The following is a 24569-nucleotide window of genomic DNA, read 5'->3' as shown; positions in this document are numbered from 1 at the left end:
GCTAGGCCTGTGCCAAGGTCATCAGGCCGCAGCCGTAGGCCTTGCCCCGGCCGAGACCTCGGGTGAGAGTACGGCGGAACGCTTCGGGGTCGGTGACTTCCAGACGACCGTCGAAAGTGACGGTGAGCAGGGTGACCAGCTTGGCGTTGCCGCGCTTTTTGAACGCGAGTTGCATCCGGTCGTGGATGACCAGTTCGTGGGTGTCGAGGCCAGGTATGAGCTGAAGCTCCGACGGCTTCTCGACCACCTTGAAGCCGGCGCTCTCTTGTCGTTGCAGCAGCCAGTCGATCTGGTGCTTCTGGCTGACGTGGGCGGTGCGCTTGGTGGGCTCTTCGGCCTTACGGCGGATGCTGTGCACCGGGTTGGCCGTCAGCCGGAAGGCCCATCGGCTGCCCGTGGAGAGCCGGGACAGCAGCGCTTGGTAGTCGTAGGTCTGCCAACGTCCGGTTTCCGGCCAGCCGGCCTGTTCCACCAGGTGGGTGAGGTCGGGTTTGTCCGGGCCGACGATGTAGAGGCAGGTCTCGGCCTTGCTGTTGCGGTCGATCCGCCACAGCACCCGCGGCCCCTCTTCGTTCGGGGGCGGAATCTCGGCGAAGGACGACATGACGGCGGCGTGCAGGGCCTGAGGCGAGGACAGCAGCTTGCGCGCGCCCACGCGAGCGGTGTTCAGGCGAAACCGTGTCAGATACATCAGGCATCTTCCAGCAGAAAGGTGGGGTCGTGGGCAGGCAGGGCGGCCGGATTGGGCACCCTGGCCGGGATCCGGCGCACGCCTCGCAGCGCGTAGCGGCGGTGCAGGGGATCGAAGCTGAGCGGCTGGTCGCGCAGGCTGTCGCCGCCGCCTTCGGCCGGTGTGGCCTCGACGAGGATCTCCAGGTCGATCTGCTGGTCGTGACGGCGGCGACGCTGATACCAGCGGGCGGCCTGCCAGGGCAGATCTCGGAGCGCTTGTTCGAGAGTGCGTTCATGGTCGACGCGAAGTTCTACGGGGCGGGTCGGAGGGCAGGAGCGGCGTCCGAGGTACGGCAGGAAGACCGGGGAGCGCAGCGCCGCGTGCAGGCTCTCGATGAGTCCCGTGTCGCCTTCCACGCCGGCCACGAAGACGGCGTCGGCCAGGTAGTAGCGCTCGGAGATCGGCTGCGCGTCACCGGTGACGAAGTGGTGGGCTGTCTGGAAGTCGCGCAGCAGCGCTCCGCGCTGATCGGTGCGCACGCCGAAACGCAGCGCCGCGAGGTCGGCGAGGTCGTCGGTGCGTTGCCGTCCCAGGGCCGCCGCCAGCAGGCCGATCACGCCGCTCTTGGTGGGCGCGGCTTCGGTGGAGCGCCGGGAGAACCGTGAGGACGCTCCCCACGACTGCAAGGGGCCGGCGAGCTGCATCAGCAGGACGCTCATCCCTGGCCCTGCCTCCCGGCGATCTCCTCGCCGACAGCCGCCACGAGCTCCGGGAGTGACACTTCGATCCCCAGCTCGGACAGGGCCTGGGTGTTTTTGCCGACCCTCATGACCCAGCTCGGCGTGTCGTTTGCGAGCCCGTACACCTGCTCGACCTCGGGCAGATAGGAGGCCAGGGCGTGGGCGGCGTGGCGCACGTGCCCGCCGGTCTCCGGCTCCGTGCGGCAGGGCTCCTCGAATGCTGCCACGGCGTTGATCGGGCGCGACGATCGCACCTTCACCACCACCGCGTCGGGCAGGGTGTGGTTGCCGAAGGTGTTGATCTTCCCCGTGGGCAGGGACGTGATGAAGCTCTCGACGAAGGCCTCCGCAGCCCGGCGCACGGGCTCGGTGACGGGTTCGTCGTCGCGCAGCCCCTTGCCGAGGTTCTTGGCCAGGAGGTCGACGTCGATGGCGGCGTACCGGTAGAGGGTGGCCGAGTTGAACTCGACCGTGCCGATCATGCCCGCGCCCAGGTCGTCGGTGTCCCGGTTCTTGTAGTCGTCGACGGCGGTGTAGTAGTCCGACTCGATGTCGGCCTGGTGGACGCTGATGGCATGCGCCACCTGGGCTGCGGCGTCGACGTTGACGTCGGCGCCATCGGCCACCATGCGGCCGAACAGGGCGATGTCCACCGAGTGCCGGGTGTTGGCGATCTGTCTGGCCTCCTCTTTGACCGTCTTGTCCTTGTAGAAGTCCTTGCCGCCGGCTCGTGCTTTGATCGCCAGGGCGGCCAGGCCGTCCAATTGGTGGGCGCTGAGGAACATCAGGTACTTGGACTCGGGTGCGGGTGGCTCTTCGGCGTTCGCCTTGGCCCGCTTGGGCTGCTCGATCTTGGACCCGGTGGCCACCTGGATCGTCTCGGCGGCCAGCGCCCACGCCTCGGTCGTCTCGACGGACTCGTCGAGCTTCCTGATCCGCTCGGCCAGCAGCTCGGCCACCTTGCGGGTGCGGACTCCGAGCTCGGACGGGTCCAGCATGTCGTGGAACCGCTGCCGGGTGGCGCGCTTCCACGCCTGGCTGGACACCCGGGCGCGGCGGACACCACCGTAGGTGGCGGTCTTCGGGGTGCCGGTGTCGTCGCGGTTGAGGCAGCTCGGCGGGACGGTGTGCAGCACGTGCAGTTCGAGGATGGTTCGGGTCATCGGGCTTCCTTCTCGGGGGGTGCGGCGTTGTCGGCGCTGGTTTGTGTCGGTGGCGTACGGCGGCGGTAGGAGTGGAAAGCGCGCCCCCAGCTGGCTCGTACGCGTCGCATGCCATCGGGGTGCTGGGCGAGGTAGAGCTGCTGCGCGAGCAGGGCGTAGTCGAGCGGGATGGAGTCGCGGCGCAGCAAGGTGATGATCTCGCGCAGCCGGTTGGCCAGCGCCTGGCGGGTGGTGGCGGTGCCGAGGCGGACGAACCTGCGCCGGATCGTCTCCTCGATGCCGTCGTCCGGCATCAGGCGGCGAACCGCCTCCCCCAGCTCGATCCCGTCTTCGTGCATCCGCTTGTTGTCCTGGGACTGCTGGTGGAGCGCGTACAAGGTCACGGCCAGGAAAAGCGCGGCCTCCGCCCTGACCGATTCCTTCTCGGTCAGGTCCCGCTCGTCGTAGAGCCGCTCCATGCCGCAGACGCCCCACAGCTCGGGCACCTCCTGTGGAAGCTTGCCCGCGCCACGGCGGAGTTGCGCGAGGGTCGCCACCGCCCAGCTCTGGTCGTCCAGGTAGCCCTTTTGCAGGTGGCTGATGTAGATGCCGGCGCTTGAGCCCACGAGTTCGGCGATCTGGCGGTAGGCCGCGGGAGCGGCGATGGTCATGACTGTGCCTCGGCTTTCTGTTGCTGGCCGGTTCCTGGGTCGTCTCCGGGTGGGGCGGCCATCGGCAGGGCCCTGCGCAGGCGGAATCGGAAGGACAGGTCAGCTTGGGAGGCGTTGAGCCAGAGGAGGCGTCCCTTCGTCTCGATGACGCGTCCTTCCCAGGCGGTGTCGCCCGCAGCGCGCAGGAGCTCGTCGGCGAGGCGGGCGATGAGGCGATGGGCCCGCCCCTGCCAAGTGGCCCGTCGTTCGTCCGGGTCGTGGTGAGGGGCGAGGTGCATCAGCCAGTCCCGGAACGGTCCATCGAGTGCGCTGAAGCCGAGAGACCGGGCGGCTTCCCTGGCCGGGTCGCTCTCGGCTCCCGCCGCTCGGGCCAGGGCGGCCGCGAAGTCGCCGAGCACGCTCACCGCGTCCTCGGCGTCGCCGACCGCGTCGATGGCCGTCTGTCCGAGGCGTTGATCGCGCTCATACAGCAGCACCAGGGGCATCGCCACCGCGTCGTCGATGATCTCGTCGATCACGGACTGCTGGGTGCCGTACTCCGCCCCGAACAACCGTGCCCGGATCAGCAGGTCGAGCGGCAGTTCGCCCTCCACGGCCAGCCGGGCGGCCCAGCCGAGGATCCGGGGCCGGACGATCCTCTCGGCTTCCTTTCGCTGCTGCCAGCCGGGGGCGCGCCCGGCGACCAGGGCGGCCAGGCCGCGCCAGGCGCTGCGGCTTTTGTCGTGCTCGCGCGGCATGTAGACCTGCGGCAAGCTCAGCTTCTTCTCCTGGGCTTCGCTGCGCCGCCAGCCGGTCATCGGCTCGTACTGGTGCTTGTTGTGCCCCTCCAGCGGATCTCCATAGGTGAGGATCGCGCCGTAGACGCCTTCGGCGTCGAAGGCCAGCCGGATGCGGCGGGACTGCCAGGTGTACAGATCGCGCAGCCCGGCCGGTCGCCGAGCCAGTTCCAGCTCATCGGCCTGGCCCGGCCCCGTGGGCGGGCGCCGCCAGGCCGGGCGGTCGTGGCCGGCGTCGATCCGCAGGCTGTCGGTGTCGAAGGCGATCAAGTTGAGCAACAGCGTCTGGCGGAGGTTCGCGCCCTCGATCAGGACACCGCCCAGCCTGCCCGCCCAGCCCACACCGCGGGGATAGGCCTTGCCTCCCTTGACCAGCGGGTCGCCTTTGACACCGGTCTTGATGCCGGAGGTGTCGTAGGCGTGGGCGTGGACCACCCAGCGGGCCGCTTCGGCGAAACTCAGCCGATCGACGCCGCGGGCGCGCATGGTGAAGAAGGGGGCACCGTTGGGGACGTCGGCCACCAGCCGGTCCAGGGACGTCATGTCTCCCCTGGTCGTCTCCAGGCGGGGGGTCTGGAAGAACGGCTGAGCGGGGTCGAGCAGGTCGAAGCGATCCCGGTGTTGATCCAGGTAGGCGTGGATGCGTTCGACGGGGAGCCCCGCACCCCAGAGTTCCTGCCACTCCTCCAGGTCTTGCGGACCCTCGATCGTGTCGTGGACGATCGCCAGCAGCAGCCGCAGCAGAGCGAACTCCTGTGTGGGGACGTCTGCGACCACGCGGCGAAAGTCATCGGCCTCCGTGAAGATTTCCCGGAGGGAGACCTCCTCCTCGCGGCCGTCCTGGCGCTGCACGGGCAGCCACCGCTCACGGGTCAGATCGAAGGACGATGCGGCGGGATCATTGAGCACGAGCCACCTCCAAGCCATCAGCAGGGGTGTAACGCAGGTCGAAGCCTGCCAGCCGGCGGCGACAGTTTTCGTCGAGCACGAGAATCAGCTCACCCGCCAGCCAGTGGCACTCCTTGTTCTGCCATGCCGCGATGTAGTCCTTCTCCAGTTCCTCGATCGCCTGGTCGAGGACTTTCGGAAAGGTGAAGGCGAACGGCAGTCGCAGGCCGCACCCGGCCACCACCCGTGCGGCTTCGGGGTCGGGCGGGGAGTCGGCGGACAGCTCCAGCCCTCCTCGCCCGTTGGTGAGGTGGGGCAGGGTTGCGAGGGTGCCGTCCGGGCGGCGCTGAACGACGAGCACTTCCAGACTTTCCCGGCTGTCGCGGACCTGGGCGCGGCCCTTGCGCGTGTCGTCGGCGTCACCAACGCCCGCCTCCAGCCAGCCGAGCAGCGGGCGGCCGGGCCGGCCTTCGGCCGCGATCTGGAAATCGAGAGCCCTCTTGTGCTGGTCGGCGTGATGGAGGTCCTGCTGCCGGCGCGCCTGTTCGAGAGCCTCCTGCCACTGCTGCGGCCCGACCTGCCCGCCGCCGTAGGCCGCCTGTACGAGCGCGCTGATGTCTTCGGGCAACCGCACGACGTGACCGGTGACGGCGGTCCCGGACAGGTACGGCTCCAGCACCGCGGCCGAGCGCAGCAGCGCGTGCTTGCGGTAGACGGAGACGGAACCGGCCACCGGCTCAACCGGAACCGTGGTCCAGTCCGCGCCCGTCACCAGGCAGCGCGCAGTACGCAACCGAGGCGGCCGCTCACTTTGGCCTTGGCCGCGCCCGTGCCGATGTGTCCTTCCCATACGCTGCAGAAGGAGGTCGATGGGACACAGATCCGACACCAGGAGATCAAAGTCGATGTCGAGGGATTGCTCGGCCACCTGGCTCGCCACCACGATGTGCGGCCCGGCTGGGCGTCGGCCTTCGCCGGCCGCCGGCGGGCCGAACCGTTCCAGCAAATCGGCGTCCTTGGCCGCGCGATCCAGATCGATGAAGCGCGCGTGCGCCACGGTCACGTTGTCGGCGCCGAAGCGGCCCCGAAAGAAGGCCGCGGTCTCCAGCACGCGGTCGACCGTGTTACGCACGACGAGCGCGCAGCCGCCTTCCGCGAGTTCCTCGGCCAGCCTGTCGCCCAGGACCGTCAGGTCGTCGTCCAGCCGTTCCACGTGCACGTCGGCTCTGCGGCCGGAGGCGGCCACGGTCTCGGGCGCGTGCGTCCGGCCCGGCTCGACGGCGGTGAGCAGCGGGTAGCCTCTGGCTGCTTCGACCTGGGCGAAGTCAGGGCTCGGTTCAGTGGTTCCCGCGTACGCCTCGGCCAGTTCACGCCTGCGCCCGGCCGGCAGAGTCGCAGACAGCACGATCACGGGCACGCGGTAGGCGCCCAGCCACGACAGCACCCGATCCAGGTACGCGTTCATGTACGTGTCGTACGCATGAGCCTCGTCGATGACGACGACCTTGCCCGCCAGCGCCAGGTGCCGCAGCGCCAGATGACGGCTCTTCAATCCCATGAACAGCAGCTGATCGATCGTTCCCACGACGAACGACGCCAGCATGCCCTTCTTCCTGCCGCGCAGCCAATGATGGGCCACCATCGCGGCGGAGTTGACGGCGTGATCCGCCAGCGGGCGATAGTCATCAGCACGGCCGTCGACGTCGACACCGAGCATCGGCCGGGGCGCGGTGCGCGCCAGCCGGGTGTAGTCGTCGTTGAGAGCCGCCTTGGAATGCGCCAACTGCACCGAACGGACCCCGATATCGGCCTGGTCATCGGGCACCTGCTCCAGCCACCGGAGCATGCGCGGGAACATGGCGCTGCTCGTGGCCATGGTCGGCAATCCGACGAATATGCCTCCGGCGCCGGACCGGGCGGCGAAGACCTCGGCCACCGCCAGCGCCGCCTCTGTCTTGCCCTCCCCCATGGGCGCTTCGATCATCATCAGACCCGGCGTCGACATCGCCCGCGCCGCCTCAACCGCGCGTTCCTGTACGGGCCGGACGCGAGCTCCGTTCGGAAGCCGGAACCGGGAGAAGATCAGTTGCTCTGGCTCGCCCGTGAGTTCGCACGCACGCCACGGGGACGGCAGGCCCAGTTCCCGCCAGGCCCCCTCCACCCGCTCGCGTTCACTTCTCCTCCATGCTTCCGGCGAGTACGGAAACAGGTCGGCGTCGCTCGCGATCCAATCGGCCACGATGACCAAACCGGTCAACAGGACCTGAGCGGGCTGGGACAGCTTGACCGCCGCCCAGTCCGGCAGTGCGCCGACGACTCCACACGCTTCGGCGCAGCGATCCAGGATCTCCCATTGCACCTGCTGCCACAGCGCGGCACACGCCGGAGTACGCACCAGATGCGAGTGGGCGTCCAGATCTCGGATGCTTTCGTGGGTGGGCGGGACACCATGGTGCCCGCCAGCGATAACCGTGAACTGATATGTGGCCGAACGCTTCCAGCGATAACGCTCGACCAGCCAATCACGCAGAAGCACCTGCCCGGCAAGGCCGTGAGGGGCCAACTTCCTATCGGGCATCCGGCTCTGCAGCGGCATATCCAGGCCAGCCGATCGCATCCCATCGGCAAGTGACTCCACCTGGCAGGCGAACGCCGGAGTCAACTTCCCGATGTCGTGAGTGGCGGCCAACCAGACGGCGAGCCGACGCCCGTCTTCTAGGCCGCCGGGAAGCGGTTCAGCGATCACCTGCTTGACCTGCTCAGGGAGCCATCGATCCCACAGCCTTCCCGCAACCGCACCGGCGTCTGCCAAATGCCGCCACAAAGGCATCCATTCGTCCGTAGAACGATCATGTTTTGCCCAGACCGAAATTGCAGCTTTCGATAGGCCGGCAGCAAAATGGGCTTGGAGATCTCGATCGTTCTGCACGATGGCATTAAAGGTCATGATCTAGGGCGGCGCTCGGCAAACGATGAAATTTCCCAAAAATCCCGTTTGAGACGCGCTGCAATTTCACGCACTTATTGGCTACGTTCCAATCAAGAAGTCCGAACTATACAGAGCCACCAAAATCAACCGTTTCGTTGGCCCTCTGGGCTATCCCATGCGGGGGGAGCGCCAGGTCGCGGACCTGGAAAGACATCCTTGGTCGGGGACCGTCCCCACGTGCTCGCAAGGAGTACGTCCTCCGGGCTGATCTTCACGGCCGCCTGCCGGTGGGCGCAGGCGAGGCTCTTCTGGGGACCATCCCCGCGTGCGGGAAGCACTTGTCCGTCCTCGAAGGTGATCGGGAACCGGAGGGGCCATCCCCGCGTGCCCAGGGAGCACGCCGCCCCGGGCGGGACCATCCCCGCGTGCGCGGGGAGCACGGCGAGCGCGGCGCCGAGCTGGTGCGGCTCCCGGGACCATCCCCGCGTGCGCGGGGAGCACGGCGAGCGCGGCGCCGAGCTGGTGCGGCTCCCGGGACCATCCCCGCGTGCGCGGGGAGCACAGCTCTTGGCCCGGGCGGCGGCCGAGCGGGTCGGGACCATCCCCACGTGCGCGGGGAGCACTACGACGCCTACGACATCGAGCCGATGGAGTCGGGACCATCCCCGCGTGCGCGGGGAGCACGGGGGCCCTGGGGGGTCGTCACATCCGGTTCAGGGACCATCCCCGCGTGCGCGGGGAGCACCCGAGGCGGTCGAGCAGCTGGTCGAGTGTCAATGGCCTGTGAGAGTTCGGTTCTGATCCACTCGCTGTGAACCGATCACGTGACCTCGCCCAATCCGGCATGATCTTGGCGCGTGTGACTTTGGTGTGCTCTCTCCTCTACGTGATCATGCTGGAGCCGTCGCTGTGGAGGAGGTCAGGGTAGAGGAGTTCGCGGTGACGGTCGCGGCCAGGACCACCACGCCTGAGGCGAGGTGCCCGGCCTGTGGCACTCGGTCGGAGCGACGGCATGGAAGCTATCGGCGCCGGCTGGCGGATGTGACGCTGACCGGACGCCGGATGGTAATCGACCTGCTGGTGCAGCGTTTTCGTTGCACGGCACGGACGTGTGAGCGGACGACGTTCGTGGAGCAGGTCGAGGGCTTAACCGAGCGGTTCGCCCGTCGCACGCCGAGGCTGCGACGCTTATTGGAGCGCCTCATGCTGGTTCTGGCGGGTCGGCCCGCAGCGCGGCTCACCGAGGACCTGGGAATCACGGTCAGCGCGAACACGCTGCTGCGGCTGCTGCGCCGCCGCCCCGAGCAGTCGCGGGCCAGGGCGCCGCGCGTGCTGGGGGTGGACGACTTCGCCACCCGCAAGGGGCATGTGTATGCCACGATCCTGATCGACATGGAGACCGGCGAGCGGGTGGACGTACTGCCCGACCGGACTGCCGACACCCTGACCGCGTGGCTGCGCGCCCATCCCGGTGCGGAGATCGTCTGCCGTGACCGCGGCGGCGCCTATGCCGAAGCCGTACGCACCGCCGCGCCGGAAGCCGTGCAGGTCGCGGATCGTTTCCACGTCTGGCGCAACGTGTGCGACGCGGTGGAGAAGTGCGTCCTGCTGCACCGAGCCTGCCTGTCCGAGCCGGTCGAGGACGCCTCCGAGCAGCTGGCGTCGACTCCGCTGCAGGCGGTTGCCATCGGCGGTGTCCCGGCCCAGTGGGAGGGAGCACGCGCCGCCAAGCGCCGTGAACGGCACGCCGCGGTCCGTGACCTGCTGGCCAAGGGGGTGGGGATCTCCGCGATCGGTGAGGCGCTTGGCTTGGACCGCAAGACCGTGCGCCGCTACGCCCACGCCGTCACACCGGAAGACCTGGCTCCCGTCCGGGACGGACGACGCGGCTCGCGGGTCGATCCGTTCTTGCCTTACCTGCATGAACGATGGAATCAGGGTTGCACTGACGCGGCGCGGTTGTTCGAGGAGATCCGCGAACGCGGCTACACCGGTAGCCAGAGGACGGTGCGCCGCCACCTGCAGGCCGTGCGCGTGAGCGGAAAGCCCGCCCCCAAGGTCACCCGGCACCTCACGGCCCGCCGCGCCACCCACCTGATCACGAGCGATCCCGAGCACCTGGACGAGAACGCCACAATCCGGCTGAAGAAACTGCTGGCCCGATGCCCCGAACTTGAGGCTGTCGCAGCTTGCGTGGAATCGTTCGCGCAGATGATGGCCGCCCTGGACGGACACCGGCTACCTGCCTGGCTGGACCAAGCCGAAGCCACTGACCTCCCGCCCCTAAAGAGCCTGGTCAACGGCATCCGCCAGGACCTGGCCGCGGTGACCGCGGGACTGAGCATGAGGTGGAACTCCGGCCGAGTCGAAGGCAACGTGAATCGGATCAAGCGGATCAAGAGGGACGGCTATGGGCGCGCATCCTTCGAACTGCTGCGTCTTCAGATCCTTCACGCAGACTGAGCTTCGTGACTATCGGTTCCGATCACAGCGAGTGGATCAGAACCGCTTCTCATGGCCGCCGTCAGTCGAGCTTGTCGGGACCATCCCCGCGTGCGCAGGGAGCACTCGTCGGCGGCACGGAAGCGATGATCTTCGATGGGACCATCCCCGCGTGCGCGGGGAGCACGCTCCGCCTCCGGTGGCGCGGAGCTGGACCGTGGGACCATCCCCACGTGCGCGGGGAGCACCACCCCGTGCGCGCATTGTTGCTCGATCAGATGGGACCATCCCCGCGTGCGCGGGGAGCACAGCAGAGCCCATACCGTCACACTGAGGTCAGGGGGACCATCCCCGCGTGCGCGGGGAGCACGGGCCGCCCGCTGGGCCACCCTCGCGTTCGCCGGGACCATCCCCGCGTGCGCGGGGAGCACGTCTTCGACGAGCGGACCGACCCGTCCCACACGGGACCATCCCCGCGTGCGCGGGGAGCACGTCTGCGGCGCCGCCTCCGGCGGACTCGAGTTGGGACCATCCCCGCGTGCGCGGGGAGCACACCGTCCGGCTGCCGGACCGGCACGTGCCCGCGGGACCATCCCCGCGTGCGCGGGGAGCACGCGCTCGACGCCGTCGAAGCGGGCGGGGTCGGGGGACCATCCCCGCGTGCGCGGGGAGCACCTGCGTGGCTCCACGTACTTGGCGAGCTGCACGGGACCATCCCCGCGTGCGCGGGGAGCACCCGGCCCTGGAGCGCGCCCACATCGTGGCCGTGGGACCATCCCCGCGTGCGCGGGGAGCACGCTTCCCGGAACGAGATCGGCCGGCCGCGGCCGGGACCATCCCCGCGTGCGCGGGGAGCACCAGCCTGGCGGCGAGGTCCCACGAGTTCGTCGGCGCACCATCCCCGCGTGCGCGGGGAGCACCAGAGTCTTGAGGTCGGCGCCGCCGGCGTCGTGGGACCATCCCCGCGTGCGCGGGGAGCACGGGGAGGCGGTCAGCGGCGTGCCGGGGGTGCCGGGACCATCCCCGCGTGCGCGGGGAGCACCGCTTGAAGCGGTCGGTGACGAACCCTGTGCCGGGACCATCCCCGCGTGCGCGGGGAGCACCCAGGCACGGAACGCGCCCGGGTCGAACAGGCGGGACCATCCCCGCGTGCGCGGGGAGCACGGCGTGATCGAGGCCCGCGAGCTGGGCGGGCTGGGACCATCCCCGCGTGCGCGGGGAGCACGTCACCAAGGCTCCGGAGGTCGTCGCGGAGCTGGGACCATCCCCGCGTGCGCGGGGAGCACATGACCGGCCCGGGTGCCGACCGGCCGCTCGGGGGACCATCCCCGCGTGCGCGGGGAGCACGGCGACTCGCTCGACCTGGGCGCTGCTGGGTCGGGACCATCCCCGCGTGCGCGGGGAGCACATGTGCTCGCCGCCGCGGACGACGCTGCCCCAGGGACCATCCCCGCGTGCGCGGGGAGCACCAGACGGCGAACACGATGCGCATGGTTCGGGCGGGACCATCCCCGCGTGCGCGGGGAGCACCGCCAGCGCGTCGGCCACCTGGTCGCCCAGGCGGGACCATCCCCGCGTGCGCGGGGAGCACCGACGCAGGTTCTCCGCCTTGCCCAACAAGCCGGGACCATCCCCGCGTGCGCGGGGAGCACGAGTCCGCGGCTCTCACCGAGTCGGACCCGAAGGGACCATCCCCGCGTGCGCGGGGAGCACAACGCCTGCGTCGGCGCGGCCGGGACGATCCTGGGACCATCCCCGCGTGCGCGGGGAGCACACTGAATGACCTGCACGTTCATCACGCGATGAATTTGAAATTGAGCACTTTTAGAGAAGCGGACATTTACCCCCAAATGCCTCAAATAATGCAAATGTGACACTCTGGCAATCACATAGAGCTCCTAAGTTACGCAGCGGGCTCTCATCGGGCGCCAGAATCGCGTTCACGACCGAGGCACGTCACCCATACGCCACCTGGCTATAGCGCAGGTACGACGCTCTCTACCATGCCCGTCCGGGCATCCGCGCCGAGCGCATGTTCTTCGAACTGTACGCCCACAACAGATACAGGCCGAGCTCGTCAAACTGAGCCACATCCCACAGCTCCACCAGTGCGCGCCGCCAAGTCGTACCCGCTGATCATGACTTATCGGAGAACGAGGCTGCACTGGACTGACCGGGAGGCCGGGTGTCCACCGCAGGCTCCGGCCAACTCGACCAACCCGCCATCCGATAGATCCGCCAGCGAGGCACCTACGGGCGTCCTGACAGGCGGTCGTCAGCGCGTGAGTCGTGGTGATCGGTGCGCGGCAGGTAGCGTCCGCACACCGATCAGACGGCCGGGTTCGCGCCGCGGGAAGCTGGCCGCTCCCGCCGGACCTGCCGATGACGACTTGGTTCACCTGCCTGGTGTTCCGCGATGGTCAGGATTCTTACGCCCGTAACGGTTCTACAGCAGCAGGGCTCCGCGCGGGACGGAGCGTTCGCCGTACTCGTGGCAGAGACAGTGCCCACCAGTGTCGTTGACGACAAGACCAGCAGCAGACTTCTCCCCGGCACGTCGGCGCGCTCTCACGTTGCCGGCGAAGAGAGCACACTCCGACCGTTTCAGAAGATCGCGTCCTGAAGCAGGGCGGGGATTTGCTGCCGCTCGATCAGCCGCAGGCATCGCCGGCAGTTCACCGGTGCCGTAGAAGCACGCAGTCGTCGCGGATCCCAACCCGAGATCGCCGTGTGACAGGCCGGTGCGGGGAGCGCAACGTCGTAGCGGTCGACGCTGGTGCCTGCCAGATGGATGGTGTGCGAATTCTCCACTCGTAAGGCGCTGGGCTCCATACGGGCGATTCTACCAAGGGGCCATTCGTTTCAGATGTTATTCGAAACGCTCATGTGTATCCCTGCTCCTATCCCTGTGTGGTCTCCGATTCGAGGGTTGGTGACAAAATGACAGAACATCCGGGACCTGCTCTGATCTGGCCCGTTGTCGTCTGATGCCGCAGGGACGGCACCGTGACAGATGCCCTCTGCACATGACAGAACTCGAATCCTGCCCGCAGTCGCGGCGAAGAGGAGTGACGGAAAGGAGTTCTGTCACTGTTCCGAAGTTCCGTCATCGTTCTGTCTCGCCTTCTGTTCAAGCTGTTTCTGCAGGCCACAGGCACCCCATCGGTTCTGTCATGGCTGTCCGAAGAGAAGGGGGTTGACGGCGTACTTCGGAGAAGGCTTGCGTCCGCCTCGGGACCCGGCGGAAGGCTCAGGAAGGGGGCGGATATAACCGTGGGCGTCCAGCAGCGACAACACCGAGCCCACCGTCGAGGCATCCTTGAACTTCGCCTGCATCCCTCGGTGGAGGTCGCGCCGGCTGAATCGCCGGATCGTCCTGACGTTCTCGTTCCGGGTCAACCAGGCCACGGCGTCGCGGGCCAGTTGGGTGTGCCGGTCTTCCGCCATCGCGCCGAAACAGGTCACGGCGTGGGCGCTGTAATAGCGGGCGATGTCGATGGCCCGCCGCATGGTCTCCTCGGCGACGGGTTTGCGAAAGGCGTCGCCGAGGTGCTCCGCCAGGTGCAGCAGGCCCGCGATGCGGACGGCGGCGCCGACGAGCTTGCCCGCCCAGTCGCGCAGGCTGTCGAGCTCGCCCACACCCGCCCGGAGCTTGGGCTCGATCTCGTCCTGGAACTCGGTGACGAGTTTGGTGGCCGGCGGGGACAGGGTGAGGATCTGCGGCGGGTCCCAGTCGGCGAGGCTGATGACCAGGTGCCTCATGTTCCGCTCGTAGGTGTGGCGGACGTCGTCGGGGACGAGGTCGGGTTCGCTCTTGCGGTAGCCGACGGTGTCGTGGGGAAGCGCGTACAGGAAGCGGGCCAGCAAGCCCTGGCCGCGCAGGCGGGGCTTTCGGGCGATGTAGGTGAGCACGGCGGGCTGGATGCACACCGCGATGGTCAGGGCGGGAGAGCGCACGTACTCGGCCCGGCCCCGGCGGTTGACCTTGAGCACGTCGCCGGCGTGGGCTTCGAGGAACGGGCTGAGGGCGGGCACGCCGTTGCTGTAGCGGCCGCACACGATGTCGAACAGGTCGCCTTCGGCCGACAGGATGGCCAGACGGCCCCCTTGTTCGGACAGGATCGTGGAGCACTCCTCCGGGGTGACGTTCTTGGCGATCAGCTGGACCTCGGGCGGGACGACCGCTTCTTCCAAAGCGAGGGCGGTGGATTCGGCTTCGGCCAGGTCGCTGGCCGAGCCGCTGCGTACCGCTTTGGTTCTGGCCTGCTTGTCGGTCTCCTCCAGTTGCAGGCGGAACAGTTCGGCCTGGCGGGCTTTGGCTCGGCCGGAGAGGACGAGTTGTTCTTCTGCCTGGTAGAGCGGGGCGGTCATGGCCCGGAAGACGGCCGATTTGCGGGTGGCGGGCGGGGCCACGCACAGGAGGAAGAGGTTGAGCGGTTCGTGCCAGCCGCCCCGTACGCGGACGACGGCTTTGCCGCCGGCTGCGGTGGACAGCCCGCCCAGGGCGAAGGCCGCGGCCAGGTCGGGGGCGGTCTGGGTCTCTTCGGCCACGGCCTGGACGATGTCGGCGAGCCAGGATGGCAGGCATTGGAGCGGGAATGCGGGCGGGGCGAGGTGTGCGTCGAGTGGGATGATCTCGTCCCAGGGTTGCTCCTGGTCGGGAGGGTGGCCGGGTTTCGTGATGTCGGGGGCCCAGTTCGGCCCGCTGGCGGCGTTCACCCGCTGATGCCCTGCAGGGTGGAGGGCTTGGGCGCCCACACCTGGAGGAAATCGCCGAGGGTGCCGCCGGCGGCGAAATGATCACAGACGTCCTTGCCGTGGCGGGCCTGCAGCACGTGGATGGAGCGGGCCACGGGCATGAGGGTGGCCACGATCGCCTGGGCGTGGTCGCGGCCGGCCTGGTCGCGGTCGGCGACGATGGAGACGTCGGCGCCGTGGAAGTAGCGTGCGAAGTCCGGTTGCCATTTCCCGGCGCCCATGGCGTTGCAGGTGGCGGTGATGCCGGGGCGGGCGCGGAGGGCTTCGGCGTCCTTCTCCCCTTCGGTGATCATCACGGCCCGGGATTCGCGGACCGCGGTGATGACTTCGGGCAGGCGGTAGGGCACCAGGCGCACGGCCATCGTGCCGTCGGCGCCGTAGAGGCTCCAGCGCCGGCCGGAGCGTTGGGCCGGGTCGGGTCGCCACTGGCGAAAGCCCTGGCAGCCGTTGCCTTTGCGGTCGCAGCGGGCGACGCCGTACAGGACGGTTCCCCGCTCGTCCTGGTAGAGGTAGTCGGCCACCCGGTCGTGGCCGCAGGGCATCCAGCGATCCGGGCGGTGCTGGCGCGGCGGCGGGGTGCGCGTGGTGTCGGGCCAGAGGGCGGACAGGGGCAGGCCGAGGGCTCGCATGACGTCTTCGGCAGGGCATCGGGGTCCGCCGTGGCAGGTGATCAGGACGACGCCGGTGCTGGTGACGCCGACCGACAGGGACGGGTGCCGGTCGTCGTGCGCCGGGCAGCGGGCGCTTTTCTGGGTGGCGGTGCCGCGTGGGGCGTAGCCGGTGGTGGCGTAGAGGGCTTGCAGGATGCGCGTGTACGGGGTGCTCATGAGGGAGCCCCGGTCAGGACGCGAGGTCGGTGGTCTGGGCGGGCGGCGCCGGGGTGAGCGCGGGGTCGTCGATGTCGAGGCAGCGCAGCAGGGCGGCGCGGCCGACGCGGTAGGTGTGGCCGACGCGCAGGACGGGGCAGGGGAACTGGCCGCTGCGGGCTAGTTCGTGGGCTTTGGTCCGGCCGATGCCGAACGCTCGTGCGGCGGTGACGAGGTCGACGGTGACGGGCAGGGCGAGCAGTTCCGCGGTGGTCAGGGCCTTGGCCATGGAGGGCGTGCCTTTCTGACGGTCCGCTCGGGGTCGTGGTGGCGGCGCCGGGCGGTCGATGTCTTTCGGGATGGGATCTCGCTCGCGGTCAGGATGGCATGGACAATGCCGACCCTTCAACCCTAGTGTTGGCAATCTTCCATCCCTTCGGGATGAATCATCGTGATGCCGAGGAGTGACGCATGCCGGCGGACCAGACGCGCCACCACCCCCACCGCGAGCCGGGCGGCCGCAGCCTGAGCGAAGAGAACGTCGCCCTGCGGATCGCCTGGGAGATGCGCAGGCGCGGCTGGTCCCAGGAACGCATGGCCCAGGAACTCACCAACGCCGGCTGCCCGACCCACCAATCCGCCATCTCCAAGATCGTCAACCCCAGGCCCGACGGCAGCCGCCGCGCGATCAGCGTGGACGAGGCGATCGCCCTATCTCGCGTGTTCGGCGTCCCGCTGGAAGAACTCCCGCTCCCCATGGACGACGCCGAAGGCCGGGACCTGCACGACCTGAGCCGCACCGTCACCCACGAAGGCCGCAACGCCGCCGAGCAGTACGCGCACTTCCTCCTGGCCTGGGCCCGCGTGCGCCACCGCCTCACCCAACCCGAGAGCCGCACCGCCTACGAAGGCTTCCTGGCGCAGCGAAGAATCGACCCGGACACGGCCGCGCAGGCGATCGCCTTCTGGCGGGACACCGACTCCTGGCGCGAGGCGACAGCCGCCTACGACGTGCTGCACCGGACCCTGCGGGCCATGGGCGACGGACGCGATCTGACTCCGCCGGCGCACCGGTCCCGGCGGCGTCACAGCCTCGTGGCCGACCTTGTCCGCCTGCGCGACCTGTTCGCCACCAAGATCCCGGGCTCTCCCGTACGAGTGGTGCCGGACCTCGTCTATCACGCCACCGAACTGCTGGTACGCGCCGGGATTCTGGAGGCCGCGATCGGCGTCATCAACGCCTACGAGCGCGGCACCGCTCACCCCACCGACCCGGTGGTGGAGGAGATCGACCGCAGGCTACGGCAGATCAGCGACCGGACACCGCAGGACCACGAGGATCAGATCGAAAGCCTGGCAGCCCGGCTCGCTTCGAGCCCGGGAGACCACGGCGCCGGGCAGCCTCAGGAGGACTTGGCCGCCGAACTGGGGGTGAGCATCGAGGACTACCAAGAAGCGAGAAAGATCGCACGCATGCACCGCGAAACCCGGAATGAGGTGAAAACAAGAAGTTGACGGGAAATGGATACAAACGATGCAAGTGCCGGGAGAGCGGCCGTGAACTCGGCGCCAACTTCCAAAGCTCCGCCGCGAGGACGGCACGTGGAATCCGCATCACGGCACCTGGCACGGCAAGGAAGAGCTGCCTGCCGGGCCTGACGGCAAGCGCGTCTACCTGAGGCTGGGTGGTTTCAGGAGCGAGAGCGAGTTGTCCGCCTTCTATCAGCAGGCGGGGCGCCTGCTCGACATCGCGGACGCCGGCCTGGTGGGGCACGAGACGCGGATGGAAATCCTAGAGATTATCAAGGAGCACTTTTCATCCTGAGTAGCGGCCTTCTTCGATGAGCTGCAGGACGAGGATGGCCTGCACGATCGTGGTGGCGCGGTGCGCGTAGCAGCGCAGCCGGGTCAGGATCTTCCAGGTCTTCAAGGTGGCAACGGCGCGTTCCCCGCAGGCGCGGATGCGCGCGTGTGCGCGGTTGACCGAGCGCTGATGGCGCGACAGCGGCGGCCGCAGCCGATGGCCTTTGAACGGCGTGCGGATGCTGCCACCCGCCCCTTGATAACCCTTGTCGGCGAAGGTCGTCACTCCTGCGGCGCTCAGCGCGTCGACCAGGCCGGTGGCGCGGGCCGCGGCCAGGTCGTGCGCGGCACCGGGCAGTGCAGGGGCGGCCCATATGAGCCGGCCGGCCGGATCGGCCAGGACCTGCACGTTCACGCCGTGGCGGCGGTGTTTGATGCCCCTATGTTCGTCAAGTCCCTTCCGCCGGCGCAGGGGGTGTGAGAGCAGCTTTGATGATCTTGAAGAGGGTTCTCGACAGGTAGCGCTTCAGGCAGCGGATGATCTCTCTCTTCGAGAGTCCGTCCTGCGTGCGGCGGGCGATGTAATCGCGAGTGGGCTGATGGCGCCGTATACGGGTGATCACTACCCGGAACAGGGCAGCATTCGCCTGGCGATTGCCGCCACGGTTCAACCGATGGCGTTGATTCTTGCCCGACGAAGCTTCGACAGGGCTGACACCGCACAGGGCGGCGAACGATGCCTCGCTGGCGAGCCGTTCGGGGTTGTCGCCAGCTGCGATGAGCAGAGCGGCAGCGGAGTCTGGGCCCACGCCGAACTGCTGGAGAAGCCGCGGCGCGGTCGTCTTGACGGCAGCGGCGATGCGCCCGTCGAGGTCCTTGATCTCATGGGTGAGCTGCTGGATGCGCATGGCAAGCAGACGAAGGGCATGCCTGCAGGCAGCTTCCACTCCGGAGTGGTCGTCGGACCGCAGCGCGGCGCATCGTGCCACCAAGGTCGCAGTGCCCAAGCCTGTCAGTGACTCTCGGAGTGCAGGTTCGGCGTTGACGAGGAGCATCTTCATCTGGTTGATCGCTTGCGTGCGAGACTTGATCGCCGAGTCCTTGGCGACCTTGTAGATCCGCATCTGCTCGACCTGGCCGTCTGCGGCCTTGGGGATGGCGGTGGCACGCCCGGACAGCACTGCGACAGCGGCGGCTTCGGCGTCCACGGCGTCGCTCTTGCCGCGGCTGCGGCGCATCGCTCGGTCCGGCCGGTTCACCGGCGCTCACCCGGACATCCGGACACCGGTCAGGTCGGCCAGGCCCGGGAAGCTGGTGACCGCAGCCGCCTCTCTCCCGCCGCTGGCTCAAGCCACGATCTTGGCGAAAAGGGGCAACTGACGGGGTCGCGGTCGAGAGGAATCAAGGTGCACGGCCTCAGCAGAGAACTCCAGGTCCAGTTTCGACTCAGGCGTTCACTCGTCCGCCGACCACCATCCGCTGAGGACTCGCCCCATTCGTACGGCCTCCGGTCAGGAGTCAAGTTCCGATTCGCATCAAGGCTTCCGGGGGCGAGTGCCCGAGTCGGCGAAGCTCGGGGACGTACGGAGTCAACGGAGTGATCAGGTTCGAATCCTGCAGGGCGCGCTCGTCGCCAGGCTTCGACCTGCAGCCCGGCCAATAGCTCAGCAAAGCGGGGCCAGGAGCCAGAGGAGGAACGTCGATTCCGCACGAATATCCCGGACGAAACGACTCGCGAGCCACCGGCCTGGGCGGACAGACGCAGCAGGTTACCGATGAGGTGGCAAGCTATCTCAACACCTTCACCAGCTTTTGATCTTGCTCGCTGGGGTGGAGCATGGCTTACAAGACCGACAAACCGTCCCGAGGGCGTCGAGGACCCGCCCGTCTCCCTCACTCGACGGGCACCTGATGGATCATGCCAAGAGCTTGTGGAGGGTACTCGTTGAGCATGGCCAACAGCTTTACGCTGTAGATCCCTATGTGTAGGTCACTCGCCGATGCCCACGCTCACGGCTGAAGGCCCCGAGCGAAGACCGGCCAGTTGAACATCGCGGACCGTCCGGACCGCGGCGAGGGTGCCGGGACCTGCCGTCCCGTGACGGTCCACCCGGGCGGGTGACGATCAAGGCCACGGTCCAACGACGGTCCAGACAGCAAAAAGGCCGGTCGCTCCGTTGGAGAACCGGCCTCTGACCTGCTGCGATGTGGTGGGCGATACTGGGATCGAACCAGTGACCTCTTCGGTGTGAACGAAGCGCTCTCCCGCTGAGCTAATCGCCCGCCCTGTCCGGCCCCGTGGGGCCCGACGGGGAAAACCATACCGCACTCCAGCACCCGCTGGCGAAACGATAGACGGCAGGGTGAGGATTCGGGGTGAAACGCGGCGGTTGCCCACCGCTGTGGCGGGCCGGTGGCATACCATCGTCGTGTCCCGGGTAGACGCCCGACGTGATCAGCATCGAGAACGATCACCGGCGGCTTCCGGGACGAGATCCACAACACGCAAAACCCTCGTAAATACGACCCAACTGATCCCGTTTAGCCAGGTAGATGCCTAAATGTCCAGCTGTGAGTTGCGTTACAGAAGGGCCTTGGAGCGGAATCTTTCCAACAGGTTTCTTCGTTGCGCCGTCAGAGCTCGGACACGTGGACGAAGTACCCCCGAGCAGTGAAAGCCCCGTAGAGGGGACCTACGACGAAAAGGTTTGGCTGACGATGAACAGCACCACCGTCTCCGCCGAGCTTGGCCTTCGGCTTGTGGTCCCCGACCGTACGACCGTCCCCCTGCTCGCCGGGCTGAGCTACACAGCCGACGATCCGTATGCCATCCGCATGGCCTTCCACGTAGGGAACGACGAACCGGTCGAGTGGATCTTCGCCCGCGAGTTGCTGACCGTCGGCATCGTGCGGCGAGTCGGCGACGGCGACGTGCAGGTGTGGCCGTCGCGCGCCGACGGCGAGCGCACGTTGCACATCAGCCTGACGTCGCCTTTCGGGCAGGCACTGTTCGAGGTGCCGCTGGCTCCGTTGACGGAGTTCCTGCACCGTACGTACGAGAAGGTGCCGGCCGGGCGGGAGACCGACTACATGGATCTGGACGCCGAACTGTCCAACATGCTCTGGTCCAGCTGAAAGGCCCGCTCCGGGACAGGCAGGAAGGCCGGTGTCCGGTCCTCACGGCCTGACAAGCCTCCGGTCCTCACAGCCTGCCATGCCTCCGGTCCTCACAGCCTGCCATGCCTCCCTGCCAAGCCTTCGGGTAGGTCGGTCATGGGCTGTCGCGCAGCAGCTTGCGCATTCTGGCGATCTCGATGCTCTGCCCCGCGTACACCTCGCGTGCCATGAGCCGCATCCGCTGGTCCTTTCCCCCGGCCAGTTGCTCCTGCGCCATCTTGAGCGCGCCCTCGTGGTGCCTGATCATCAGCTGCAGGAACATGCGGTCGAAGGCGCTGCCCTTGGCGGCGCGCAGGGCTTTCAGCTGCTCCTCGGTCGCCATGCCGTAACCATCCTGGCCGCCGTGGCCGTGGCCGGAGGGGACGCGGCGGCCCAGGCCGGTCAGCCACTCCGACATGATGGCGATCTCGGGTTGCTGGCTGATGGCGATCTGCTGGGCGAAGCCGAGCACGGACGCGGTGGAGGTGCGGTTGGCCGCCAGGCCGGACATCTCGAGCGCCTGCCGATGGTGGGGGATCATGCCTTCGGCGAACCGCACGTCCGCCGCCGTGGGGGTGGCCGGGACCTGGCCGAGGCGCTCGCCGGGGGTCGCGGTGCGGGCCGTGGCGCCGGGGTCGCCCGGTACGATCACCGGAGCCTCGGTGCCGATGGCCGAGGGCTGCGGGGACTCGTCGCCGCAGCCGGCCAGGACGGACGATGTCAGCAGAACTGTGACCAATAGCGCGCGCATTCCGGACCTCCCTGGCATAGCTTCCATACTGAGCTATGAGACGAGGGGGCAGGCGTGATCTTCGCCAAGGTTCGTCGGGCTGCGCTGGGGGCGGCCTTTCTGCTGGTCACCGCATGTGCGGGGAGTCCTCCGGCGGAGGCGCCGCTCACCGGCGAGCCGCAGGGAAGCTCGCCGAGCTCGGAGAGCTCGCAGAGCCAGGCGGCGCCCGGTGAGGTGTTGACGAGCGACAACGTCGAACATGTGGCGAACGTGCCGCGGACCGCCCCGCTCAACGGTGAGATGGACTGGAACACCGACCTCGCCTTCCAGGGCGACTATCTCTACATGGGCAATTTCGGCGGGTTCTCGATCTTCGACATCAGCGACCCGGCCGCGCCGAAGGTCGTCAGCCAGGTGACCTGCCCGGCTCAGCAGAACGACGTGTCCGTGTACGAGAACCTGGTGATCCTCTCGATCGACTCGCCGCGCAGCGGCGAGGGCTGCGACTCCACGGAGAACGAGGCCACGTGGGAGGGCCTGCGCATCTTCGACGTCAGCGACAAGAAGAACCCGAGGTACGTGGGAGCGGTCGCCACCGAGTGCGGCTCGCACACGCACACGATGGTGCCCAAGGACGGCAAGCTCTTCGTGTACGTCTCCTCGCCCGGTCCGGAGCCCGACTCCCAGACCTGCCCGCCGCCGCACCAGCTGCTGCAGGTCGTGGAGATCCCGCTGGACGACCCGAAGTCGGCCAAGGTGCTGGCCAGCCCGGACATCCCGATCGGCGACCAGGGCGAGGGCACGGGCTGCCACGACATCACCGCCTACCCGGAGAAGAACCTGGCCGCTGCCGCCTGCTTCGGCGACGGCTACCTGTTCGACATCACGGACCCGGTGAACCCCAAGCTGATCCAGCAGGTCACCGACGAGGAGAACTTCCAGATCTGGCACTCCGCCACGTTCAACAACGACGCCACCAAGGTGCTGTTCAGCGACGAGCTCGGCGGCGGCTCGGCCCCGACCTGCACCGCGCAGATCCCGGCCACCAAGGGCGCGAACGCGGTGTACGACATCGTGGACGGCAAGCTGGAGAAGCGCGGCTACTTCAAGATCCCGCGTGAGCAGGGGCCGACCGAGAACTGCGTCGCCCACAACGGCTCGCTGCTGCCCATCCCGGGCAAGGACATCATGGTGCAGGCCTGGTACCAGGGCGGTGTGTCCTTCTTCGACTTCACCGACTCCGCCAACCCGAAGGAGATCGGCTTCTTCGAGCGCGGCCCGTTCGCGGAAGAGGGCATCGCGGGCTCCTGGTCGGCGTACTACTACAACGGGTACGTCTACTCGGCCGACATCCGGATGGGCCTGGACGTCCTGCGGATCACCGACCCGCTGACCGACCCGGCCAAGGACGTGAAGATGGACGACTTCAACGTCCAGACCCAGAAGAGCTACTGAGGCGGTGGGATCGCGCCCTTGCGCCAGTCGCGGTAGCCGGTGGTCCAGGTCGAGGTGAGTACGGTGCCGTCCACGGGGAAGCGCCAGGCCAGCGTGTAGGAGCGCGGGCGGCCGTCCGCGTCCAGTTCGAGCCGCCAGCTCAGGGTGGTCGCGGCGAGCTGCTCCGACTCCCAGCCGGCGATGTCGGCGAGGAACATCTGCAGGCTCTGCGGGGCCTTGCTGGTGACGAGGGAGGCAGCGTAGACGCGCTCGGACCCGCGGATGGCCGGGGTGAGCGCGACGAGGTCGGCGGCCACCCCGACGGACGCCATGATCGCGACCATCCGGCTGCCGGTCCCGGCCTCGGAGTTGTCCTGTTCGCCCAGTTTGCGGCCGTCGAGGTAGAGGCCCTCGCGGGCGCCGGCGGCGATGAGCACGGCCTGGTGTTTCCTGCCGAGGGCCGTATGGACATGGCGTAGTCGACGCTGCTGGAGCTGTCGGACGTCTCCGGGTGGTAGGCGAGCTTCCCGCCGGCGGTGGCGTGGGTGTCGCTCTGGGTCAGGCCGCCCTCGTGGGTGAAGTCGGCCATCGGGGCGATCGCGATCGCGTCCTGGAGGGCCGCGGCGAGCGCCCGCGGCTGGACTTCCGTGGGGGACGGCGTCCCGCCGGGACCGTCGGAGGCGAACGCCCGGGGCGAGCCTCCCGGGCCGCGCCCCCACAGGAGGGCGGCGGTGGTGGCCAGGGCGGCCGTCGCCGCGCCCGCGCCGATCAGCACGGTGCGGCGGGAGACGCGCGGAGCGGCCACGGCGATCGCGGCCTCCCGGAGCGTGTCCGCCTCGCCGCCCGGCGTGCTCCCGCCGAGGAGTTCCAGCAGCACGTCGCGGGCCGAGGGGCGGCGGGCGGGGTCCTTGTCCAGGCAGCGGGCGACGATGTCGCGCAAGGGGCCGGTCAGCCCGCCCAGGTCGGGCTCGGCGTGCAGCACGCGGTGGATGACGGCGGGGATGGTGTCGCCGCCGAACGGCGGCCGCGCGGCCGCCGCGAACACGATCGTGCAGCCCCAGGCGAACACGTCGGCGGCGGGCCCGACCGGCCCGCCGGCGAACTGTTCGGGCGCCATGTAGCGGGGGGTGCCGGCCAGCGCGCCGCCGGTCGTGCTGGAGTCGGTCAGGCGGGCGATGCCGAAGTCGATGACCCGCGGCCCGTCGGGCGCCATCAGCACGTTGCCCGGCTTGAAGTCGCGGTGCACCACCCCGGCCTGGTGGATGGCGGTGAGCGCGGTCGCGGTGGCGATCGCCAGCCGCGCCAGCGGGGTGCCGTGCAGCGGGGCGACGTCGGCCAGCGGCGGGCCGTCGATGTACTCGCTCGCCACGTACGGCGGATCGTGGTCGAGGTCGGCCGCGATGACGCGGGCAGTGCAGAACTCGGCGACCTGGCGGGCGGCGGCCAGCTCGCGGGCGAACGAGCGGTCGAGGCCGCCGGTGAGCATCTTGACGGCCACGCGCTCGCCGCCGGGACCTTCGCCGAGGTAGACGATGCCCTGGCCGCCCTGGCCGAGGCGGCCGGCGATCACGTAGGGACCGAGCCGCTCCGGATCTCCGGGGCGGCGGGGGGTGACGGTCAA

General features: G+C 68.7%; 18 protein-coding genes, 1 tRNA gene, 1 pseudogene and 1 CRISPR repeat array. Of the genes and pseudogenes, 4 read left to right on the top strand and 16 right to left on the bottom strand.

Annotated features, from left to right (window positions below; all coding sequences use genetic code 11):
• Window position 1: 1 nt before the first annotated feature.
• The 6 genes from cas6e to cas3 are packed head-to-tail and all read right to left on the bottom strand — an operon-like array spanning window position 2 to window position 7819.
• Window positions 2-691: a type I-E CRISPR-associated protein Cas6/Cse3/CasE gene (cas6e, locus tag ACGFI7_RS10455; protein WP_393401803.1), complete on the bottom strand. Its 690-nt coding sequence runs from the start codon at window positions 689-691 to the stop codon at window positions 2-4.
• Window positions 691-1392: a type I-E CRISPR-associated protein Cas5/CasD gene (cas5e, locus tag ACGFI7_RS10450; protein ID WP_393401801.1), complete on the bottom strand. Its 702-nt coding sequence runs from the start codon at window positions 1390-1392 to the stop codon at window positions 691-693. The genes cas6e and cas5e overlap by 1 nt, the downstream gene beginning before the upstream one ends.
• Window positions 1389-2576, bottom strand: coding sequence for a type I-E CRISPR-associated protein Cas7/Cse4/CasC (gene cas7e, locus ACGFI7_RS10445; RefSeq protein ID WP_393401798.1), 1188 nt, complete (start codon window positions 2574-2576; stop codon window positions 1389-1391). The genes cas5e and cas7e overlap by 4 nt, the downstream gene beginning before the upstream one ends.
• The gene (gene casB, locus ACGFI7_RS10440) at window positions 2573-3226 is read right to left on the bottom strand and encodes a type I-E CRISPR-associated protein Cse2/CasB (protein ID WP_393401796.1); all 654 of its coding nucleotides are present in this window, start codon (window positions 3224-3226) and stop codon (window positions 2573-2575) included. Before casB ends, cas7e begins: the two co-directional genes overlap by 4 nt.
• Window positions 3223-4929, bottom strand: coding sequence for a type I-E CRISPR-associated protein Cse1/CasA (gene casA / locus ACGFI7_RS10435; protein ID WP_393401794.1), 1707 nt, complete (start codon window positions 4927-4929; stop codon window positions 3223-3225). The genes casB and casA overlap by 4 nt, the downstream gene beginning before the upstream one ends.
• Window positions 4901-7819, bottom strand: coding sequence for a CRISPR-associated helicase Cas3' (cas3, locus tag ACGFI7_RS10430; protein ID WP_393401791.1), 2919 nt, complete (start codon window positions 7817-7819; stop codon window positions 4901-4903). Before cas3 ends, casA begins: the two co-directional genes overlap by 29 nt.
• Before the next feature lie 870 nt (window positions 7820-8689).
• Between cas3 and ACGFI7_RS10425 the strand changes: the two genes are divergently transcribed.
• A complete protein-coding gene (locus ACGFI7_RS10425) occupies window positions 8690-10282 on the top strand; it encodes an ISL3 family transposase (RefSeq protein ID WP_393401789.1) in 1593 nt (530 codons plus the stop codon).
• A 76-nt stretch (window positions 10283-10358) separates the two neighbouring features.
• Window positions 10359-12035: a CRISPR direct-repeat array (repeat unit 29 nt; unit sequence GGGACCATCCCCGCGTGCGCGGGGAGCAC).
• 830 nt (window positions 12036-12865) lie between these two features.
• On the opposite strand, the gene ACGFI7_RS10420 is transcribed toward ACGFI7_RS10425, so the two are convergent.
• The 4 genes from ACGFI7_RS10420 to ACGFI7_RS10405 all read right to left on the bottom strand — a co-directional run bounded on the left by ACGFI7_RS10420 (window position 12866) and on the right by ACGFI7_RS10405 (window position 16114).
• The gene (locus ACGFI7_RS10420; RefSeq protein ID WP_393401787.1) at window positions 12866-13093 is read right to left on the bottom strand and encodes a hypothetical protein; all 228 of its coding nucleotides are present in this window, start codon (window positions 13091-13093) and stop codon (window positions 12866-12868) included.
• Window positions 13094-13432: 339 nt separating this feature from the next.
• Window positions 13433-14980 carry a YfjI family protein gene (locus ACGFI7_RS10415; protein WP_393401785.1) on the bottom strand — a complete coding sequence of 516 codons (1548 nt, stop codon included), beginning with the start codon at window positions 14978-14980 and terminating at the stop codon, window positions 13433-13435.
• On the bottom strand, window positions 14977-15846 hold the full coding sequence (locus tag ACGFI7_RS10410) for a toprim domain-containing protein (RefSeq protein WP_393401782.1): 870 nt from the start codon (window positions 15844-15846) through the stop codon (window positions 14977-14979). Before ACGFI7_RS10410 ends, ACGFI7_RS10415 begins: the two co-directional genes overlap by 4 nt.
• Before the next feature lie 13 nt (window positions 15847-15859).
• Complete coding sequence (locus tag ACGFI7_RS10405) at window positions 15860-16114, bottom strand: DNA-binding protein (RefSeq protein ID WP_393401779.1); 255 nt, start codon at window positions 16112-16114, stop codon at window positions 15860-15862.
• 182 nt (window positions 16115-16296) lie between these two features.
• Here ACGFI7_RS10405 and ACGFI7_RS10400 point away from each other — a divergent pair, with 182 nt between their 5' ends.
• Window positions 16297-17340, top strand: a complete 1044-nt coding sequence (locus ACGFI7_RS10400; RefSeq protein WP_393401777.1) for a helix-turn-helix domain-containing protein — start codon at window positions 16297-16299, stop codon at window positions 17338-17340.
• 301 nt (window positions 17341-17641) lie between these two features.
• On the opposite strand, the pseudogene ACGFI7_RS10395 reads toward ACGFI7_RS10400, so the two are convergent.
• The 3 genes and pseudogenes from ACGFI7_RS10395 to ACGFI7_RS10385 all read right to left on the bottom strand — a co-directional run.
• Window positions 17642-18061, bottom strand: a pseudogene (locus tag ACGFI7_RS10395) (transposase family protein); the annotation flags it as partial.
• A 16-nt stretch (window positions 18062-18077) separates the two neighbouring features.
• Window positions 18078-18887, bottom strand: a complete 810-nt coding sequence (locus ACGFI7_RS10390) for a transposase (protein WP_393401774.1) — start codon at window positions 18885-18887, stop codon at window positions 18078-18080.
• Between the two features lie 949 nt (window positions 18888-19836).
• A tRNA-Val gene (locus tag ACGFI7_RS10385) sits at window positions 19837-19911 on the bottom strand.
• A gap of 435 nt (window positions 19912-20346) precedes the next feature.
• Here ACGFI7_RS10385 and ACGFI7_RS10380 point away from each other — a divergent pair.
• Window positions 20347-20763, top strand: a complete 417-nt coding sequence (locus ACGFI7_RS10380; RefSeq protein WP_393401771.1) for an SsgA family sporulation/cell division regulator — start codon at window positions 20347-20349, stop codon at window positions 20761-20763.
• Window positions 20764-20899: 136 nt separating this feature from the next.
• On the opposite strand, the gene ACGFI7_RS10375 is transcribed toward ACGFI7_RS10380, so the two are convergent.
• On the bottom strand, window positions 20900-21535 hold the full coding sequence (locus ACGFI7_RS10375; protein ID WP_393401768.1) for a DUF305 domain-containing protein: 636 nt from the start codon (window positions 21533-21535) through the stop codon (window positions 20900-20902).
• A 54-nt stretch (window positions 21536-21589) separates the two neighbouring features.
• Between ACGFI7_RS10375 and ACGFI7_RS10370 the strand changes: the two genes are divergently transcribed.
• On the top strand, window positions 21590-22969 hold the full coding sequence (locus tag ACGFI7_RS10370) for an LVIVD repeat-containing protein (protein WP_393401766.1): 1380 nt from the start codon (window positions 21590-21592) through the stop codon (window positions 22967-22969).
• On the opposite strand, the gene ACGFI7_RS10365 is transcribed toward ACGFI7_RS10370, so the two are convergent.
• The gene (locus ACGFI7_RS10365; protein WP_393401763.1) at window positions 22963-23166 is read right to left on the bottom strand and encodes a hypothetical protein; all 204 of its coding nucleotides are present in this window, start codon (window positions 23164-23166) and stop codon (window positions 22963-22965) included. The two genes, ACGFI7_RS10370 and ACGFI7_RS10365, sit on opposite strands and share 7 nt — an antisense overlap.
• A complete protein-coding gene (locus ACGFI7_RS10360) occupies window positions 23109-24569 on the bottom strand; it encodes a serine/threonine protein kinase (RefSeq protein WP_393401760.1) in 1461 nt (486 codons plus the stop codon). Before ACGFI7_RS10360 ends, ACGFI7_RS10365 begins: the two co-directional genes overlap by 58 nt.

Origin of the sequence: Nonomuraea sp. NPDC048826 (assembly GCF_043198225.1) — a bacterium.
Taxonomy (GTDB): domain Bacteria; phylum Actinomycetota; class Actinomycetes; order Streptosporangiales; family Streptosporangiaceae; genus Nonomuraea.
This window is presented reverse-complemented; position numbering and strand designations above follow the sequence as displayed.